The organism is Streptomyces sp. NPDC051913 (assembly GCF_044593635.1).
Lineage (GTDB): Bacteria > Actinomycetota > Actinomycetes > Streptomycetales > Streptomycetaceae > Streptomyces.
Window position 1 is genome coordinate 629,392 of sequence record NZ_JBIUCI010000003.1, and the last position, 17,842, is coordinate 647,233.

The following is a 17,842-nucleotide window of genomic DNA, read 5'->3' on the forward strand; positions in this document are numbered from 1 at the left end:
CTCACTCCTTGTGATCTCCCGTATACGTTCAGCAAGATTCCTACAGTGTCAAAGGGATCATTCCCGGCCAGTCAACGCAGATGACGGGGTAGGCGATGGACGAGTCCGTGCAGGCAGAGGTCATGATGAGCTTTCTCGTCTCCGAGGAGCTGTCTTTCCGTATCCCGGTGGAGCTGCGCTACGAGACCTGTGATCCCTATGCCGTGCGACTGACCTTCCATCTGCCCGGGGACGCGCCGGTGACCTGGGCCTTCGGGCGTGAGTTGCTGATCGACGGCGTGGGACGGCCGAGCGGTGACGGAGATGTGCGGATCGCGCCGGCCGAGGCGGACACGCTCGGTGAGGTTCTGATCCGGCTTCAGGTCGGTGCCGACCAGGCGCTGTTCCGTTCGTCGACGGCGCCGCTCATCGCCTTCCTCGATCGCACCGACAAGCTGGTGCCGCTGGGACAGGAAGGGGCGCTCGCGGACTTCGACGCCCATCTCGACGAGGCCCTGGACCGCATCCTGGCGGAGGAGCAGAGCGCGGGCTGAAGCGCCCGGCCGGGAGAGAGGCGGAACGCTTCAGCGGATGGCTTGGAGCTGTGCAGGAACGCTTCTTCTGAAGGTCTCCGCTGGCCAGATCCTCTGTGGAGGCGGGTCCCTGGGTGCCGCGGTTCCCACAGACCTCGGGCTTCGGCGGCGCACCGCCGGACCGGCGTCAGCGCTTGCGCCGGCGGCCACGGCCGCCCCGTGCCGCGGCAGCCTGCGGAACTTGGGTGCCCTGCGGACCGTACGCTCCCGCCTGGACCCTCGCGCCCGCCCCGGCCGGAGTCGGCTCGCCGCCCGTGAGAACCGTCGCGGAGCCCGGCCGGTCGGCCGCGACGACCAGCGCCGCGAGAGCGGTGGTGACCGGTACGGACGCCACCAGACCGATCGAGCCGACCAGCGTGCGCACGATCTCCTCCGCGACCAACTCGCTGTTGGCGACCGTTCCCACGCTGCTCTGCGCGATCGAGAAGAGCAGCAGCAGGGGGAGCGCGGCGCCCGCGTAGGCCAGGACGAGGGTGTTGACGACCGAGGCGATGTGGTCGCGGCCGATGCGGATGCCCGCGCGGTACAGCCCGCGCCAGCCCATCGAGGGGTTGGCCTCGTGCAGCTCCCAGACCGCCGAGGTCTGTGTCACGGTCACGTCGTCGAGGACACCGAGCGAGCCGATGATGACGCCGGCGAGCAGCAGACCGCTCATGTCGATCGACGGAAAAAGCCCGTGAATAAGACCGGTGTTGTCGTCCGTGTTGCCGGTCAGCGCCGCCCAGCCGATGAACAGCGAGCCGAGAACGCCGATCAGCACCAGCGAGATCAGCGTGCCGAGCACCGCCACGGAGGTTCTCGCCGACAGCCCGTGACACAGATACAGCGCGATCAGCATGATGGCACTCGCCCCGACCACGGCCACGACCAGCGGGTTCGAGCCTTGCAGGATCGCGGGCAGGATGAAGAAGTTGAGGATCAGGAAGCTGATGGCCAGCGCGACCAGCGCCATGACGCCCCGCAGCCGTCCGACGACCACGACGGCGAGCGCGAAGATCCCGGCGAGCAGCGCCATGGGGAGCCTGCGGTTGACGTCGGTGACCGAGTACTGAAGATCCTTGGGGGCGGAGGGCTCGTAAGCGACCACGACCTTCTCGCCCTCGTCCAGCTGACGTGACTGGTCCGGTTGCACGATCTCGGTGAACGTACGGCCCTTGTCCTTGCCGGTGTCGACCCGGATCGTGGCCTTCTTGCAGGTGCCGTCGGCCTCCTGCTGGGCGGAGGAGCCCTCGGCGGTGGAGGTGTCGCCGGTCGGGGTCCCGCCCGAGGCGTTCACGGACTTGCAGCTCACCTTGTCGACCTTGGTGACCGTGGCCTGCTGGGTCTGCCGGTCGAATCCGACGCCGGTGCGCTCGTGCGCGGGCGCGCCCCCGGGCCACAGCACGGCGAGACCGACCAGGACGGCGGCGCCGAACGGGATGAGGATCGCCGCGATGACCTTGCGCAGGTGCTGGGAGACGGGGGCAGCCGGGCCGTGGCTGTGACTGTGGCCGTGCGAGTGTCCGTTCCCGCCGTTCCCGGCGTTCCCTCCGGCGCTCCCACCTCCACCCCCACCGTCACCGCCGCCGGGGCCTGGGGCTGGGCCGGTGCCGTGCCGGTGTACGACATCGCCGTCGTGGCCGTGATCGCGGTCGTGAGCGTGCTGCTGGCCGTGCTGGCCGTGCTGGCCGTGCTGGCCGTGAGAGTCGTGAGGGTCGTCGTGGCCGCCGCCAGGCCCAGGTCCGAGGTGACCCGGGCCACCGATGCCGGGACCACGCTGCCCCGGGCCACCGACCCTGGGACCGCGCTGATCCGGGCCACCGACGCCGGGAGCGCCTCCGACCGGGCCGCCCGTGCCGGGACCCTGCCTGCTCCAGTCACCCGGTCCAGGCGTGTTCCAGCTGCCCGTTGCGGGCCCGCTCCAGTCGTCCGGCCCGCGACGGGGGCCGTGCCCGGAACCGTGCCCAGCACCCTGCCCGGAACCGTGCCCAGCACCCTGCCCGGCCCTGGTGCCAGGGGCTTCGCCTCTGCTGCCGGGGCCACGGGGCGGCTCGGGCGGGTACGGGGGCTGAGGTGTCGTGGTCACCGACCGATCATCGCAAGAACGGCAGGGGCCCTCTGTTCACCGCGCCCGAATTGACGCTAGCGTGGAGGCACCTTTGTACACGCGGGAGCTCGGAGCACCGGGCTGAGAGGGCGCTGACCTCCGTCCCAGCGATGTTTCACGTGGAACGTCGTCACCAGAGAGTGACGTTCCCCACGAAACGTCGGCGGACGGAAGCCGCTGCGTCGACCGCCGAACCTGTTACCGGGTAATGCCGGCGTAGGGAGTAGGTCTCATGACCATCAAGGACGCACGCACGCCTGCCTCCAGCCAGGACGAACAGCCCATTCAGGGCGAAGAGTCCACGGAGAGCGGGAAGTCCATCGGCTGGCACAAGGCGTACGTCGAGGGTTCGCGCCCCGACCTGCGGGTGCCGGTCCGACAGGTGCACCTCACCAACGGGCAGTCGGTCACGCTGTACGACACCTCGGGCCCGTACACCGATCCAGCGGCCGAGACCGATGTCCGCCGCGGCCTGGCCCCGCTGCGAGAGAACTGGATCATCGGCCGCGGTGACACCGAGGAGTACGCGGGCCGCCCCGTCCGTCCCGAGGACGACGGCATCAAGCACACCTCGCCGCGCGGCGGCAATCTGCGCAACCTCGACGCCGTCTTCCCGGGGCGCCCCCGACTGCCGCGCCGGAGCCGTGACGGCCAGGCGGTGACGCAGCTGGCGTATGCGCGCCGTGGCGAGATCACGCCCGAGATGGAGTACGTGGCCATCCGGGAGAACGTGGCGCCCGAGATCGTGCGCGAGGAGATCGCTGCGGGGCGCGCGGTGCTCCCGGCCAACGTCAACCACCCGGAGATCGAGCCGATGATCATCGGCAAGCGGTTCCTGGTGAAGGTCAACGCCAACATCGGCAACTCGGCGGTCACCTCCTCCATCGAGGAGGAGGTGGAGAAGATGACCTGGGCGACCCGCTGGGGAGCCGACACGGTCATGGACCTGTCCACCGGCCGCAACATCCACACCACGCGCGAGTGGGTGCTGCGCAACTCCCCCGTCCCCATCGGCACGGTGCCGCTCTATCAGGCGCTGGAGAAGGTCGACGGCCGTGCCGAGGAGCTGACCTGGGAGATCTACAAGGACACGGTCATCGAGCAGGCCGAGCAGGGCGTGGACTACATGACGGTCCACGCGGGTGTGCGGCTGCCCTACGTCCCGCTGACCGCCAACCGCAAGACGGGCATCGTCTCGCGTGGCGGCTCGATCATGGCGGCGTGGTGCCTGGCCCACCACAAGGAGAGCTTCCTCTACGAGAACTTCGAGGAACTGTGCGAGATCCTCGCCGCGTACGACGTGACGTACTCGCTCGGTGACGGCCTGCGGCCCGGTTCGATCGCGGACGCCAACGACGAGGCGCAGTTCGCGGAGTTGAGGACGCTCGGGGAACTCAACACGATCGCCAAGCGTTTCAACGTTCAGACCATGATCGAGGGCCCGGGACATGTCCCGATGCACAAGATCAAGGAGAACATCGACCTTCAGCAGGAGATCTGCGAGGAGGCTCCGTTCTATACGCTCGGCCCGCTGACCACGGACGTCGCCCCGGCGTACGACCACATCACCTCGGGCATAGGCGCCGCGATGATCGCGTGGTGGGGCACTGCGATGCTCTGCTACGTCACGCCCAAGGAGCACTTGGGCCTGCCCAACCGTGATGACGTGAAGACCGGCGTCATCACCTACAAGATCGCGGCCCATGCGGCGGACCTCGCCAAGGGCCACCCTGGCGCACAGGAGTGGGACGACGCGTTGTCGGACGCCCGCTTCGAGTTCCGCTGGGAGGACCAGTTCAACCTGGCCCTCGACCCCGACACGGCCCGGGAGTTCCACGACGAGACCCTCCCGGCGGAGCCGGCCAAGACGGCCCACTTCTGCTCGATGTGCGGCCCGAAGTTCTGCTCGATGAAGATCAGCCAGAGCATCACCGAGCGGTTCGGTGGAGCGGCGGCCGAGGGGGCGTCGCAGGAGGAGATCGCTGAGGGGATGTTGCAGAAGTCGAAGGAGTTCGCGGCGAGCGGGAGCCGGGTGTACCTGCCGCTGGCGGACTGACGTCCGTTCATCGGCGCTGCTCCGGAGGGGGCTCGGTGTCTTCGGGGCAGCGCCGTCGTGCGTTCAGGGATGAGGGGTGGGTGGAGTCTTGATCGTTCTCAAGGTGACGGAAGAGGCGCAGTCGCTGGTGTGGGACGGCGATGATCTGGTCGATTTGGTGGGTGGGGGCCGCCGATGGGGTCCTGACGGCGTGGAGCAGCCTGCCTCGTTCATCCTTGGGTTTCCCTTCGACCGGAGCGTCGTCTCCCCGTCCGGTCGCTACTCCGTCGTCTATGTCGAGCGTGGGACCAAGGCACTGCTGTTCGATGGCGATCAGCTCGTCCGTGAGCTGAACCGGAGCTACTACCAGGCCGATGTCTTCGACTATCCGGTGGCGCTCGGCGCGTTGCAGGACGGCCGCGAGGTTCTGGTCCACTGCCCGGATGAATACAACGTTCTGGAGATCGAGGACGCGGAGTCGGGAGAATGGCTCACCGATGGCGAACGTCATCCCAAGGACGTCTTCCACTCGCGGCTGGCGGTGAGCCCGGGAGGGACTCATCTGCTGTCGGCGGGCTGGGTGTGGCATCCGTGCGGCGTGGTCGAAGTCTTCGATCTGACCAGAGCGTTGACCGACCCCGCACTGCTCGACGGCCGGGGTGTGCTGCCCGTGGAACCGGGCATCGCTGCGGAGGTCGCCTCGGCCTGCTGGCTTGACGATGATCGCCTGGCTGTGGCGACCGGAGGGGAGCCTCGCGACGGTGAGGAGACCCCTGACCTGGGCCCAGGGGAGTTGGGCGTGTGGTCGCTCTCCGCAGGGGGGTGGATCCATCGCAGCAAGGTCGATTTCTGCATCGGCACCCTGATCGCGCGGGGCGACACGGTCGTCTCGCTGTACGGCCACCCGCGGCTGATCGATGTCACGTCCGGGGCGGTGGTGGCGGAATGGCCCACCGTGAAGGTGCCCCAGAGAGACGGCAGCTACGGGGTCACCCACATTCCGACGCCCGTCGCTGCCCTGCATCCGGACGGCACCCGCCTGGCCGTGGCCCAGCCGGACACCATCGCCGTCATCACCCTTCCGGAGTTCACGGCGGCCGGAAAGCGGGTGTGTCCGCCGATGGCGGAGTGATCGTCGGGCGGCGAGGACAGGCGTGTCCCCTACTCCTGTCCATGCCGCCGGCCGGGCATCCGACCTGCGCTCCCCCGTAGGCGGCTCGCCGCGGCGAGGGGCGCAGGCCGGGGTCACTCCGGCTGGTGTTCCGGGCCGCCGAAGTCCGGGCTGGTGTAGTCCGGGCTGGTGAAGCTGGGGCGGGAGCCCGTGGAGCCGTCGTCCGGGCTGCTGAAGCCCGGGCGGCCGTAGCCGAGGTTCGGCATCCGGCTGGGTGCCGGCGGTGTCGTGCGGTGCAGGGCGGCCGCGGTGCCGGGGTCGGCCAGGGCGTCCCGCAGGAAGGGCAGCACGCCCCGCTCCAGCAGGGCGTCGTGCCAGGCCTCCCTGGCACGGGCGACCTCCCCGGTCAGCTCGGCGTACGGCCCGGTGTCGACGAGCGAGGGGCGGTTGCGCAGGGCGGTGATAAGAAGCCCCACCGCGGCGACCAGGATGGCCACCGCGGTCATCGCGCCGAAGACCCAGCCCGTCGTCAGCATCGTTCTGGCGAACGCCTGTTCGGGATTGAGCATCTTCAGGATGTAGCCGACGAGCAGGAATATCGCCGCGGCGGTCCCGGCGAGAACGGGAGCGAGCACCGCGACGACGGCGACGGCACCCGCGCCTGCCGTCTCGGCGACCTCTCCCATGGTGGCGGCGAGCCCCGCCGCGCCCGAGCCGGACTCCGCGGAGCCGGTCTCGCGCACGGACGTCGGGGTGGACGGCGCCGGCTGGCGCAGTTCCTCGCGGACCTTCACATAGTGCTGGTACTCGGTCGCCGCGGCCGCCGTGATGATCGCGGTGGCGTTCAGCGCCATGGTGCGCAGCTGTTCGGGATTCAGCCGCTGCCCCACAGCGGCCAGTTCCGGGCGGTGTGGGGCGGAGCGCAGCGCCTCATCGAGGATCCGCTCGTATTCCTGGCGGTCCTCGCTCAGCAGGTGCTGCGGAACGCTGTTCATGTGCATCCCCCGATGCTCCGTAGGGCTTGGGGCTCGCATGACTGTGAGCCGTCGGGCAGAAACGGAGGGGAGCCTGCTACGGATAAGCCGATGGTAGAGCGGTGACGGCACAGGGTGACAGGGGGTTTCCAGAAATTGGGCCCTGGCCTGCGCCGTCTCGGCTCAGTCCGTCATGGGGGATCGTCTGCCCTGTGAACGTTCAGATATCCAGCGGAAGTTGCTGGACCAGCAGCTTTCCGGCCATGGTCACTCCGCCGTCCATCGCGATGGCCAGCCCGTCGGCGTAGACGTGCGGTCCCTCGACCACCGGGCCGCCCCCGTCCTCGCCGTCCTCGGAGCCGACCTCGCCCAGCAGATAGGGAATCGGGCTGTGACCGTGAACGATGCGGGTGCCGCCGTACGTATCCAGCAGCGAACGGACGGCGTCTGCACCTCCCTCGTCGCGGAAGGAGAAGCGCTTGGTGAACTTGCGGAACAGGTCCCACACCTCGTCCGCGTCGTTGCGCGTGAGGGTCTCACGGACGGTGTCGTTGACCGCCTCGATCGAGTCGCCGTAGTCGAGATAGGCGGTGGTGTCCGAGTGGACCAGCAGATGACCGTCGACGGACTCCATGGCGTCGAGGCGGGCCATCCACTGCAGATGGTGGTCCTGGAGACGGTCCATGTCGGTCTTCTGGCCGCCGTTGAGCAGCCAGGCCGCCTGGAAGGTGGCGGTACCCGCCCCGGAGTTGACCGGGGTGTCGGCGAACCGCTTCGCGCCGAGCAGCAGTAGCTCGTGGTTGCCCATGAGGGCCTTGCAGTAGCCGCCGGCCGCGGCGGCCTCGGCGGACAGCCGCATCACGAGGTCGATGACGCCGATGCCGTCCGGGCCGCGGTCGGTGAAGTCACCGAGGAACCAGAGCCGGGCGGTGCCGGCGCACCAGTTGCCCGCGGAGTCCAGGAGGCCCTTCTCCTGGAGGGCGGCCACCAGCTCGTCGAGATAGCCGTGGACATCGCCCACGACGTACAGCGCGCCCGACCCGTCCACGGGCTGCGGGAGCACGGCCGGGTCGACGGTCACCTGGAGGGTGTCACCGCGGTTGACGACCGGCAGGTTCCGCTCGGTCGGGGTGTACCCCTCCGGGTAGCCCTCGGGATACGCCTCCTCGTGGGGCGGCGCGACATCGCCGGGGTGTGTGCTCTGGCCGTACGGACCGGTCTCGTGGACGTACGCGGGCACCCGGAAGTCGCGCAACGTCGCCGTCCGCTCCGCTTCGGGTCCCTGACCGGCCCCCTGAGTCATCAGACCCCTCCACCATCACGCCGCATCTGCACCGCTTCGGACTGCCTGGTCGCAGCGGCCCGCGGTGTCGTGGGCCCATCATAGGAATGCGGATCGCGCCATGTGATGACCCAGGGGTGGTGAATCGGCGCAAGAGTCCAGTTCACCGCGGCTTTCGCCCCGATTGGGCAGGGCTTCGGCCACCTGCTGACGGCACTCCCGTCGCCCCTTTCCGTGGACCCGGCGCCCCCTTCCGTTCGGAGGAGCCTCCGTGCGTCGCCCCGCAGCCGCTTCCCGGACGGACGCCTCTCGGTGCGCCGCTCCCGTCACCCCTCCCGCGCCGACCGCTCCCGGTCCGCCGCCTCTCCCGGCCGGGTTCTGTCACTCCCGGCCGGGCTTCGGCTGCTCGTGGCCGGAGTGCTACTTCTCCTCCGGCGACCGGGGCGGGCTGACGGTCGTCCGGGGCGGGCGCCGCTGGGACGAGGTGCGCACGATCAGTTCGGTCGGTATCACCTGCTCGACCGGCTGGTCCGACTCCACCCCCTCGATGGCGTCGATGAGGAGCTGGACGACCGCTGTGCCGATCCGTCGGGGCTTCAGCGAGAGCGTCGTGATGGGCGGTTCGGTGCTGGCGTACACGGTCGACTCGCTGCAGCAGACCAGAAGCAGGTCCTCCGGTACGCGCAGTCCGTAGCGGCGGGCGGCGGCCAGCAGGTCGGTGCCGTTCGGGTCGAACAGCCCGTAGACGGCGTCGGGCCGGTCGGGCCGGGCCAGCAGCCGGTCGGCGGCCACGGCGCCCGCACAGGGGTCGTGGGCCGGGTAGGCCTCGTACACCGGGTCCTGGCCGACGCGTTCGCACCAGCGCAGGTACGCCGTCGTCGACAGATGGGTGTACGTGTCCGTCGTCGTCCCGGTCAGCAGGCCGATGCGGCGGGCGCCGGCGTCGGCCAGATGGTCGAGGATGCCGAGGACGGCGGCCTCGTGGTCGTTGTCGACCCACGCGGTCACCGGCAGCTCGCCGGCCGGGCGGCCGTCGGAGACGACCGGGAGGCCTTGCCGGACGAGTTCGCTGACGACGGGGTCCTGGTCGGAGGGGTCGATGACGACCGTGCCGTCCAGGGCGACGTTCGACCACACGTCGTGACGTGAGGTCGCCGGGAGGATGACGAGCGCGTAGCCACGGGCGAGCGCGGCCGAGGTGGCGGCCCGGGCCATCTCGGCGAAGTACGCGAACTCGGTGAAGGTGAAAGGTTCATCCCCGTACGTCGTCACGGTCAGGCCGATGAGTCCGGACTTGCCGGTACGGAGGGTTCGGGCCGCTGCCGACGGGCGATAGCCCAGCCGGTCGGCGACTTCACGGACATGGCGTCGGGTGGCGTCCGGGAGCCGGCCCTTGCCGTTGAGGGCATCGGAGACGGTCGTGATGGAGACTCCGGCGGCGGCGGCCACGTCTCTGATGCCCGCCCGGCCCGGTCGGCTGCCTCGACGTGAGGTTTCCGCGCGGCTCACCTGGTGCTTCCCTGCTGCTGTCATGGCGAGCCGATAGTAGGGCTCATGCGGTGGGGTAGTGCGGACGCATATGCACGCGTTGACAGGCACGTTTCTGCATGGTCATAACCCATCAATTCCCTTCGAATGAAAGGGAGTTGAACGATCCAATGGCACTACGTGACTTGTCGGCACGCATGAGCCTGCCAAGTCCTCGATGTTTCGAAGAGGTCTCAACTCACCTTCACGAGGGATGCGCGCCACGGCGCGCACTACCGGCGCATAGATATATGTGAGAGCGCCCTGTGATTCGTCTGCCTTAGGCCGGTGATGCCCCTGATGCCTGTGGGGCTGATGGGGTTCGCGGTCTCCTACGTCTCACCTGTACGCACCGAGGCCGAATCCTCATAAGGTGTGGAGTATTGGAAGCCGGCGGCGTGGACGGGCCGCCGGTGGTCGCGAGGAGGACTGCGGTGAGCGAGACGAGCCCCAAGCTGCGCGCCGAGCTGGAGGGTATCCCCACCTACAAGCCGGGCAAGCCCGCCGCGGCCGACGGCCCGGTCGCCTACAAGCTGTCCTCCAACGAGAACCCCTATCCGCCGCTGCCCGGTGTGATGGAGAGCGTCACGGCCGCGGCCTCGTCCTTCAACCGCTACCCCGACATGGCCTGCACAGGGCTGATGAACGAGCTGTCGGAGCGCTTCGGCGTCCCGCTCGCCCACCTGGCCACCGGCACCGGTTCCGTCGGCGTGGCCCAGCAGCTCATCCAGGCGACCTCGGGCCCGGGCGACGAGGTCATGTACGCCTGGCGGTCCTTCGAGGCGTACCCGATCATCACGCAGATCAGCGGGGCGACCTCGGTGAAGGTGCCGCTGACGCCGGGTGATGTGCACGACCTGGACGCGATGGCCGGCGCCATCACCGAGCGGACGCGGCTGATCTTCGTCTGCAACCCCAACAACCCGACCGGCACGGTGGTGAAGCGGGCCGAGCTGGAGCGGTTCCTCGACCGGGTGCCGAGCGATGTCCTCGTCGTCCTCGACGAGGCGTACCGCGAGTTCATCCGCGACCCGGAGGTGCCCGACGGCGTGGAGCTGTACCGCGACCGGCCCAACGTGTGCGTCCTGCGGACCTTCTCCAAGGCGTACGGCCTCGCCGGCCTCCGCATCGGATTCGCCATCGCCCATGAGCCGGTGGCGGCGGCGCTGCGCAAGACCGCGGTGCCCTTCGGCGTCAGTCAGCTCGCGCAGGACGCGGCGATCGCCTCGCTGCGTGCGGAGGACGAACTGCTCGGCCGGGTGGGCTCGCTGGTGTGTGAGCGCAACCGTGTCGTCGAGGGGCTGCGCGCTCAGGGCTGGACGGTGCCCGAGACCCAGGCCAACTTCGTGTGGCTGCGGCTGGGGGAGCGCACGGTCGACTTCGCGGCGGCGTGCGACCGGCATGGTGTGGTGGTCCGGCCGTTCCCCGGCGAGGGTGTGCGGGTGACGGTCGGAGAGGCCGAGGCGAACGACATCTTCCTGAAGGTGGCGGAAGGGTTCCGTAAGGAGCTCTAGTCGTCGGCCAGTTCCAGGCGGACCGGGTCTCCGTCCCGCACGGAGGCCAGCAGGCCCGGGTCGCCGTTCAGGCAGCCCAGGACGTTGCACGGACTCGCGAAGCGGCACTCGTCGCCCCGCGAGATCGGCGTGGGCCCGTAGGGGAGAGCGAGGGCGTCGCCGTCGGTCCAGAAGGCCACGGTGCCCGGTTCCACGACCTCTCGGGCGTTGGTTTCACGTGGAACCGAGACGCCGGTGTCGAAGTAGACCTCCTGTCCCCAGGTGTGGGCGGTGGAGGTGAGCGGCAGTGCCTGGGTGAGGGCCTGTGCCGTCGGGGTGTCGTCGAGGGATGCGGTGAGGTGGCCCGAGGGCCACGAGAGTCGTATCTGCACGACATGGAATTCAACAAGATGTTGAAGTTGCTGCCAAGAGGTCGGGGTGTGGCGGCCGGGGGTGACGCAGGAGACACGACCCCCCTGCCGTCCGTCGAAATTCAGTACGTCATACTGGGCTTGTGAATGTGAACGCGTTCACAAGCGTGTCCCGGTTGCTCCCTTGATGTGTGTTGCATAAGGGGCAAACTGCCGCTTTACCACGGCACGTAAGGAGACTGACGACGTGGACCTGGCTCTGGCGCCGGAGACACTGGCGCGATGGCAGTTCGGCATCACCACCGTCTACCACTTCCTCTTCGTCCCCCTGACGATCTCGCTCGCCGCCCTCACGGCGGGTCTGCAGACGGCCTGGGTGCGCACGGAGAAGGAGAAGTACCTCAGGGCCACGAAGTTCTGGGGCAAGCTCTTCCTGATCAACATCGCGATGGGCGTCGTCACCGGCATCGTGCAGGAGTTCCAGTTCGGCATGAACTGGTCCGACTACTCGCGCTTCGTCGGTGACATCTTCGGTGCCCCGCTCGCTTTCGAGGCTCTGATCGCCTTCTTCTTCGAGTCGACGTTCATCGGTCTGTGGATCTTCGGCTGGGACAAGCTGCCGAAGAAGATCCACCTGGCCTGCATCTGGATGGTCTCGATCGGCACCATCCTGTCGGCGTACTTCATCCTCGCGGCCAACTCGTGGATGCAGCACCCGGTCGGCTACAAGATCAACGAAGCGAAGGGGAGGGCCGAGCTCACCGACTTCTGGTTGGTGCTGACCCAGAACACCGCTCTCGCCCAGGCCTTCCACACCCTGTCCGCCGCGTTCCTGACCGGTGGCGCGTTCATGGTCGGCATCTCCGCCTTCCATCTGCTGCGCAAGAAGCACATCAGCGACATGAAGACCTCGCTGCGGCTCGGCCTGGTCACCGTCATCATCGGCGGCATGCTCACCGCGATCAGCGGTGACACCCTCGGCAAGATCATGTACGAGCAGCAGCCGATGAAGATGGCCGCGGCCGAGGCGCTGTGGGACGGCGAGAAGCCGGCTCCCTTCTCGATCTTCGCCGTCGGCGACGTCGACAAGGGTCACAACAGGGTCGCCATAGAGGTCCCGGGCCTGCTGTCCTTCCTGGCCAAGGACGACTTCACCTCGTACGTCCCCGGCATCAACGACATCAACAAGGCCGAACAGGAGAAGTACGGGCCCGGCGACTACCGGCCCAACATCCCCGTCGCCTACTGGGGCTTCCGCTGGATGATCGGCTTCGGCATGACGTCCTTCGCGATCGGTCTGCTCGGACTCTGGCTGACCCGCAAGAAGTTCATGCTGCCGCAGCACCTGCGGGTGGCCGACGACGAGGTGCCGCATCTCGTAGTGCTGCCCCGAGGCAAGAAGGCCCTCGGCCCGAAGCTCACCCGGTGGTACTGGCGCATCGCCGTGCTCACCATGGGCTTCCCGCTGATCGCCAACTCGTGGGGTTGGATCTTCACCGAGATGGGCCGTCAGCCGTGGGTCGTCTACGGCGTCCTGCAGACCCGCGACGCGGTCTCCCCCGGTGTCTCCCAGGGCGAGATCCTCACCTCGATGATCGTCTTCACCACGCTGTACGCCATCCTCGCCGTCGTCGAGGTCAAGCTGCTCGTGAAGTACGTCAAGGCCGGTCCCCCCGAGCTCACCGAGGCCGACCTCAACCCGCCCACGAAGATCGGCGGCGACACCCGTGACGCCGACAAGCCGATGGCCTTCTCGTACTAGGCCCAGGGAGATCGAGTCATGGAACTTCACGACGTCTGGTTCGTACTCATCGCCGTCCTGTGGACCGGCTACTTCTTCCTGGAGGGCTTCGACTTCGGGGTCGGCATCCTCACCAGGCTGCTGGCCCGCGACCGGCCCGAGAAGCGGGTGCTGATCAACACCATCGGCCCTGTCTGGGACGGCAACGAGGTCTGGCTGCTCTCGGCGGGCGGCGCGACCTTCGCCGCCTTCCCCGAGTGGTACGCCACGCTCTTCTCCGGCTTCTATCTGCCGCTGCTGGTCATCCTGGTCTGCCTGATCGTCCGCGGTGTCGCCTTCGAGTACCGGGCGAAGCGGCCCGAGGAGAACTGGCAGCGCAACTGGGAGACCGCGATCTTCTGGACCTCGCTCCTCCCCGCGTTCCTGTGGGGCGTCGCCTTCGGCAACATCGTGCGGGGCGTGAAGATCGACAAGAACTTCGAGTACGTCGGCACCCTCTGGGACCTGCTCAACCCGTACGCCCTCCTCGGCGGACTGGTGACGCTCACGCTCTTCACCTTCCACGGGGCGGTGTTCACGGCGCTCAAGACCGTCGGCGACATCCGGGAGCGGGCACGGAAGCTGGCGCTCCAAGTCGGCCTCGTCACGGCCGTGTGCGCGCTGATCTTCCTGGTGTGGACGCAGGTCGACGGCGGTGACGGCAAGAGCCTGGTCGCTCTCGTGGTCGCGGTGGCCGCGCTGGTCGCGGCGTTGGTGGCGAATCAGGCGGGGCGTGAGGGCTGGTCGTTCGCCCTCTCCGGGGTGACGATCGTGGCCGCCGTGGCCATGCTCTTCCTGACGCTCTTCCCGAACGTCATGCCCTCCAGCCTCAATGGGGAGTGGAGCCTGACGGTCACCAACGCATCGTCGAGCCCGTACACCCTGAAGATCATGACCTGGTGTGCCGGTATCGCCACGCCGATCGTCCTGCTCTACCAGAGTTGGACCTACTGGGTGTTCCGCAAGCGCATCGGAACGCAGCACATCGCCGAAGCCACGCACTGAGGTGTGTTTCACGTGAAACCAATCGATCCGCGTCTGCTCCGCTACGCCCGTGCCACGCGCCTGTTCATGGTGGCGGTCGTCGGGCTGGGCATGGTCGGAGCAGCGCTGGTCATCGCGCAGGCGATGCTCATCGCCGAAGTGGTGGTCGGCGCGTTCCAGCATGGCCTCACGGCCGGCGAACTCCGCACTCCCCTGCTGCTCTTGGTGGCCGTCGCTTGCGGGCGTTCCCTGGTCTCCTGGCTCACCGAACTCGCCGCCCACCGGGCGAGCGCGGCGGTGAAGTCCGAGCTTCGGGGGCGGTTGCTGGAGCGGGCCGCGGCGCTCGGTCCGGGGTGGCTGAGCGGACAACGGACGGGATCGCTGGTCGCGCTCGCCACGCGGGGAATCGACGCCCTGGACGACTACTTCTCGCGCTATCTCCCGCAGTTGGGGCTGGCGGTGGTCGTGCCGGTGGCGGTGCTGGCGCGGGTCGTCACCGAGGACTGGGTCTCGGCCGCCATCATCGTGGGCACCCTCCCCCTCATCCCGATCTTCATGATGCTGATCGGCTGGGCCACGCAGTCCCGGATGGACCGTCAGTGGCAGCTGCTGTCCCGGCTGTCGGGGCACTTCCTCGACGTCGTCGCCGGGCTGCCCACCCTGAAGGTGTTCGGCCGGGCCAAGGCGCAGGCCGAGTCGATCAAGCGCATCACCGGCGAGTACCGGCAGGCGACCATGCGGACGCTGCGGATCGCCTTCATCTCCTCCTTCGCCCTGGAACTGCTCGCCACCCTGTCGGTGGCCCTGGTCGCCGTGACGATCGGCATGCGGCTCGTGCACGGCGAGATGGACCTGTACGTCGGCCTGGTCATCCTGGTGCTGGCGCCCGAGGCGTATCTGCCGTTGCGGCAGGTGGGGGCGCAGTACCACGCGGCGGCGGAGGGGCTGGCCGCCGCCGAGGAGATCTTCGAGGTGCTGGAGACGCCGGTGCCGGGGGCGGGTACGGCCGCGGTGCGGGTCGGCGCATCGGCTGGTGCCCTGGCCTTCGAGGGCGTCACCGTTCGCTACCCGGGGCGTTCCGGCGACGCCGTCCATGACGTGTCGTTCGCCGTAGAGCCCGGGGAGGCGGTCGCGCTCGTCGGGCCGAGCGGGGCGGGCAAGTCGACGCTGCTGAACGTCCTGCTGGGATTCGTGGCGCCCGCCGAGGGACGGGCGCTGGTCGGGGGCGTCGATCTCGCCGAGGCGGATCTCGGCCGATGGCGGTCGCAGGTGGCGTGGGTGCCGCAGCGGCCGCACCTGTTCGCCGGGACGATCGCGGAGAACGTCCGGCTGGCGCGGTCCGAGGCCGACGACGCCGCCGTACGGCAGGCGATGGCGGACGCGGGAGCCCTGGAGTTCGTCGACGCCCTGCCGCAGGGCGCCGGCACCGTGCTCGGCGAGGACGGCGCCGGTCTGTCCGCCGGCCAGCGGCAGCGGCTGGCGCTCGCCCGGGCGTTCCTCGCGGACCGGCCCGTGCTCCTGCTGGACGAGCCGACGGCCGCGCTCGACGGGGCCACCGAGGCCGAGGTCGTGGCGGCGGTGCGCAGGCTCGCGGTGGGGCGGACGGTGCTGCTCGTCGTGCACCGGCCGGCCCTGTTGGGAGTGGCGGACCGGGTGGTGCGGCTGGAGGAGCCCGCGGTGTCCACGTCCGCGGCGCCCGAGTCCTCTGTCCTCGCCGCGGCCGGAACGGTGCAGGACCCTCGCCGGGCGGGGAGCCGTCAGGTCGAGGCGGAAGCCTCTCCGGCTGGCGACTCCCCGGCCGACTCCCCGGCCGACACCGTGGCCTGCGAGGCGGCACCGGCAGCGGGAAACCGCGGTCTCCTCGCCCGCGTCCGTGCCATGTCCGGCCCCAGGCGCGGTCGGCTGGCGCTCGCCCTGCTGCTCGGCAGCCTCGCGCTCGGCAGTGCCGTCGGGCTCATGGCGACCTCCGGGTGGCTGATCTCGCGGGCCTCGCAGCAGCCGCCCGTGCTCTATCTGATGGTGGCCGTGACGGCGACCCGGGCCTTCGGGATCGGACGGGCCGTCTTCCGGTACGCCGAACGCCTCGTGTCGCACGACGCCGTGCTGCGGATGCTGGCCGACACCCGGGTCGCCGTGTACCGGCGCCTGGAGCGGCTGGCGCCCGCCGGGCTGCGCCGGACCCGCCGAGGTGACCTCCTCTCACGGCTCGTCGCCGACGTCGACACCCTCCAGGACTACTGGCTGCGCTGGCTGCTGCCCGCGGGCGCGGCGCTCACGGTGTCCGCCGCGACCGTCGGCTTCACCGCCTGGCTGCTGCCCGAGGCCGCCGCGGTGCTCGCCGTGGGTCTGCTGGCGGCCGGGGCCGGGGTGCCGCTGGTCACCGGCGCGGTGGCCCGGCGGGCGGAGCGGCGGCTGGCACCGGCGCGCGGTGTACTGGCGACGCGGGTGACCGACCTGCTGACCGGGACCGCCGAACTGGCCGTCGCCGGCGCCCTGCCGGCCCGTACCGCCGAGGCCCGGGAGGCCGACGGAGTGCTCGCGCGGATCACCTCGCGCGCCGCCACGGCCACCGCTCTCGGTGACGGGCTCACCGCGCTCTTCTCCGGCCTCACCGTCGCCGCCACGGCCCTCGTGGGCGCCCGGGCGGTCGCCGACGGGCGGCTGAGCGGGGTGGCCATGGCCGTCGTCGTGCTCACCCCGCTGGCCGCCTTCGAGGCCGTCCTAGGCCTCCCGCTCGCCGTCCAGTACCGCCAGCGGGTGCGCAAGAGCGCGGAGCGGGTGTACGAGGTACTGGACGCCCCGGAACCCGTACGGGAGCCGGAGCAGCCGGGCGAGGCGCCCGACTCCCCGTTCCCGGTCGTCCTGAAGGGTCTGTCCGCACGGTACGCCGGACAGGACCGGGACGCCCTCGCCGCGCTCGACCTCACCGTCACGGAAGGCCGCCGGATCGCCGTCGTGGGCCCGTCCGGGTCCGGCAAGACGACCCTCGCGCAGGTGCTGCTGCGGTTCCTGGACGCGGGGAACGGCTCGTACACGCTGGGTGGGGTGGACGCGTACGCGCTGGACGGGGACGACGTTCGGCGCCTCGTCGGGCTGTGCGCGCAGGACGCGCACCTCTTCGACAGCTCGCTGCGCGAGAACCTGCTGCTCGCCAGGAAGGACGCCACTGAGGCCGAACTGCGCGACGCCCTGCGGCGGGCCCGGCTGCTCGACTGGGCCGACGGGCTGCCCGACGGGGTGGACACGCTGGTCGGCGAGCACGGGGCGCGGCTGTCCGGGGGCCAGCGGCAGCGGCTGGCGCTGGCCCGCGCGCTGCTCGCCGACTTCCCGGTCCTCGTCCTCGACGAGCCGGCCGAACACCTCGACCTGCCCACCGCCGACGCGCTCACGGCCGATCTGCTGGCCGCCACCGAGGGCCGTACGACGCTGCTGATCACCCACCGGCTGGCCGGGCTGGACGCGGTGGACGAGATCGTCGTCCTGGACGAGGGACGGGTCGTGCAGCGAGGTACCTACGCAGAGTTGGCCGCCGTCGAGGGGCCGCTGCGGCGGATGGTGGAGCGGGAGGCGGAGTCGGAGGCGCTGGCGCTCACGGCATGAACCGTCGCCGAGGCACCCGCGACGGCG

At 69.7% G+C, this 17,842-nt stretch carries 12 protein-coding genes and 1 riboswitch; of the genes, 7 read left to right on the forward strand and 5 right to left on the reverse strand.

All coding sequences use genetic code 11. The features are described from left to right. The first annotated feature begins 95 nt into the window (after positions 1–95). Positions 96–533: an SsgA family sporulation/cell division regulator gene (locus ACIHIX_RS11935; protein ID WP_399953421.1), complete on the forward strand. Its 438-nt coding sequence runs from the start codon at positions 96–98 to the stop codon at positions 531–533. Between the two features lie 166 nt (positions 534–699). Here the strand turns inward: ACIHIX_RS11935 and ACIHIX_RS11940 are convergent, their stop codons facing one another. Continuing rightward, on the reverse strand, positions 700–2,316 hold the full coding sequence (locus ACIHIX_RS11940; protein WP_399953795.1) for a YibE/F family protein: 1,617 nt from the start codon (positions 2,314–2,316) through the stop codon (positions 700–702). Positions 2,317–2,708: 392 nt separating this feature from the next. Next, positions 2,709–2,898, forward strand: a riboswitch (TPP riboswitch). Here ACIHIX_RS11940 and thiC point away from each other — a divergent pair. After that, entirely contained in the window at positions 2,891–4,714 is a 1,824-nt protein-coding gene (thiC, locus tag ACIHIX_RS11945) for a phosphomethylpyrimidine synthase ThiC (protein ID WP_399953424.1), read from the forward strand. (Overlaps the previous riboswitch by 8 nt.) Positions 4,715–4,802: 88 nt before the next feature. Continuing rightward, positions 4,803–5,825, forward strand: a complete 1,023-nt coding sequence (locus ACIHIX_RS11950; RefSeq protein ID WP_399953427.1) for a hypothetical protein — start codon at positions 4,803–4,805, stop codon at positions 5,823–5,825. Positions 5,826–5,938: 113 nt separating this feature from the next. Here the strand turns inward: ACIHIX_RS11950 and ACIHIX_RS11955 are convergent, their stop codons facing one another. The 3 genes from ACIHIX_RS11955 to ACIHIX_RS11965 all read right to left on the reverse strand — a co-directional run bounded on the left by ACIHIX_RS11955 (position 5,939) and on the right by ACIHIX_RS11965 (position 9,593). After that, the gene (locus tag ACIHIX_RS11955) at positions 5,939–6,805 is read right to left on the reverse strand and encodes a hypothetical protein (RefSeq protein WP_399953430.1); all 867 of its coding nucleotides are present in this window, start codon (positions 6,803–6,805) and stop codon (positions 5,939–5,941) included. 193 nt (positions 6,806–6,998) lie between these two features. Continuing rightward, a complete protein-coding gene (locus ACIHIX_RS11960) occupies positions 6,999–8,081 on the reverse strand; it encodes a metallophosphoesterase (protein WP_399953433.1) in 1,083 nt (360 codons plus the stop codon). A 399-nt stretch (positions 8,082–8,480) separates the two neighbouring features. After that, a complete protein-coding gene (locus ACIHIX_RS11965; RefSeq protein ID WP_329337166.1) occupies positions 8,481–9,593 on the reverse strand; it encodes a LacI family DNA-binding transcriptional regulator in 1,113 nt (370 codons plus the stop codon). Positions 9,594–10,021: 428 nt separating this feature from the next. On the opposite strand from ACIHIX_RS11965, the gene hisC reads away from it, so the two are divergent. Then, entirely contained in the window at positions 10,022–11,101 is a 1,080-nt protein-coding gene (hisC, locus tag ACIHIX_RS11970) for a histidinol-phosphate transaminase (protein ID WP_399953436.1), read from the forward strand. On the opposite strand, the gene ACIHIX_RS11975 is transcribed toward hisC, so the two are convergent. Then, the gene (locus tag ACIHIX_RS11975; protein WP_399953439.1) at positions 11,098–11,472 is read right to left on the reverse strand and encodes a cyclophilin-like fold protein; all 375 of its coding nucleotides are present in this window, start codon (positions 11,470–11,472) and stop codon (positions 11,098–11,100) included. The two genes, hisC and ACIHIX_RS11975, sit on opposite strands and share 4 nt — an antisense overlap. 226 nt (positions 11,473–11,698) lie before the next feature. Here ACIHIX_RS11975 and ACIHIX_RS11980 point away from each other — a divergent pair, with 226 nt between their 5' ends. From ACIHIX_RS11980 to cydD, 3 genes are read left to right on the forward strand one after another with little or no spacing between them, the layout of a single operon-like run. Beyond that, positions 11,699–13,213, forward strand: a complete 1,515-nt coding sequence (locus ACIHIX_RS11980; RefSeq protein ID WP_399953442.1) for a cytochrome ubiquinol oxidase subunit I — start codon at positions 11,699–11,701, stop codon at positions 13,211–13,213. Positions 13,214–13,231: 18 nt separating this feature from the next. After that, a complete protein-coding gene (gene cydB / locus ACIHIX_RS11985) occupies positions 13,232–14,236 on the forward strand; it encodes a cytochrome d ubiquinol oxidase subunit II (RefSeq protein WP_399953445.1) in 1,005 nt (334 codons plus the stop codon). Between the two features lie 12 nt (positions 14,237–14,248). Beyond that, positions 14,249–17,815: a thiol reductant ABC exporter subunit CydD gene (gene cydD / locus ACIHIX_RS11990; RefSeq protein WP_399953448.1), complete on the forward strand. Its 3,567-nt coding sequence runs from the start codon at positions 14,249–14,251 to the stop codon at positions 17,813–17,815. Positions 17,816–17,842 lie beyond the last annotated feature (27 nt).

What these genes read in the sequence shown, in the direction of transcription:
- ACIHIX_RS11935 (WP_399953421.1), top strand. Translation starts at nt 96, where the DNA reads ATGGACGAGTCCGTGCAGGCAGAGGTCATGATGAGCTTTCTCGTCTCC.
- thiC (WP_399953424.1), top strand. Translation starts at nt 2,891, where the DNA reads ATGACCATCAAGGACGCACGCACGCCTGCCTCCAGCCAGGACGAACAG.
- ACIHIX_RS11955 (WP_399953430.1), bottom strand. Translation starts at nt 6,805, where the DNA reads ATGCACATGAACAGCGTTCCGCAGCACCTGCTGAGCGAGGACCGCCAG.
- ACIHIX_RS11960 (WP_399953433.1), bottom strand. Translation starts at nt 8,081, where the DNA reads ATGACTCAGGGGGCCGGTCAGGGACCCGAAGCGGAGCGGACGGCGACG.
- ACIHIX_RS11965 (WP_329337166.1), bottom strand. Translation starts at nt 9,593, where the DNA reads ATGACAGCAGCAGGGAAGCACCAGGTGAGCCGCGCGGAAACCTCACGT.
- cydB (WP_399953445.1), top strand. Translation starts at nt 13,232, where the DNA reads ATGGAACTTCACGACGTCTGGTTCGTACTCATCGCCGTCCTGTGGACC.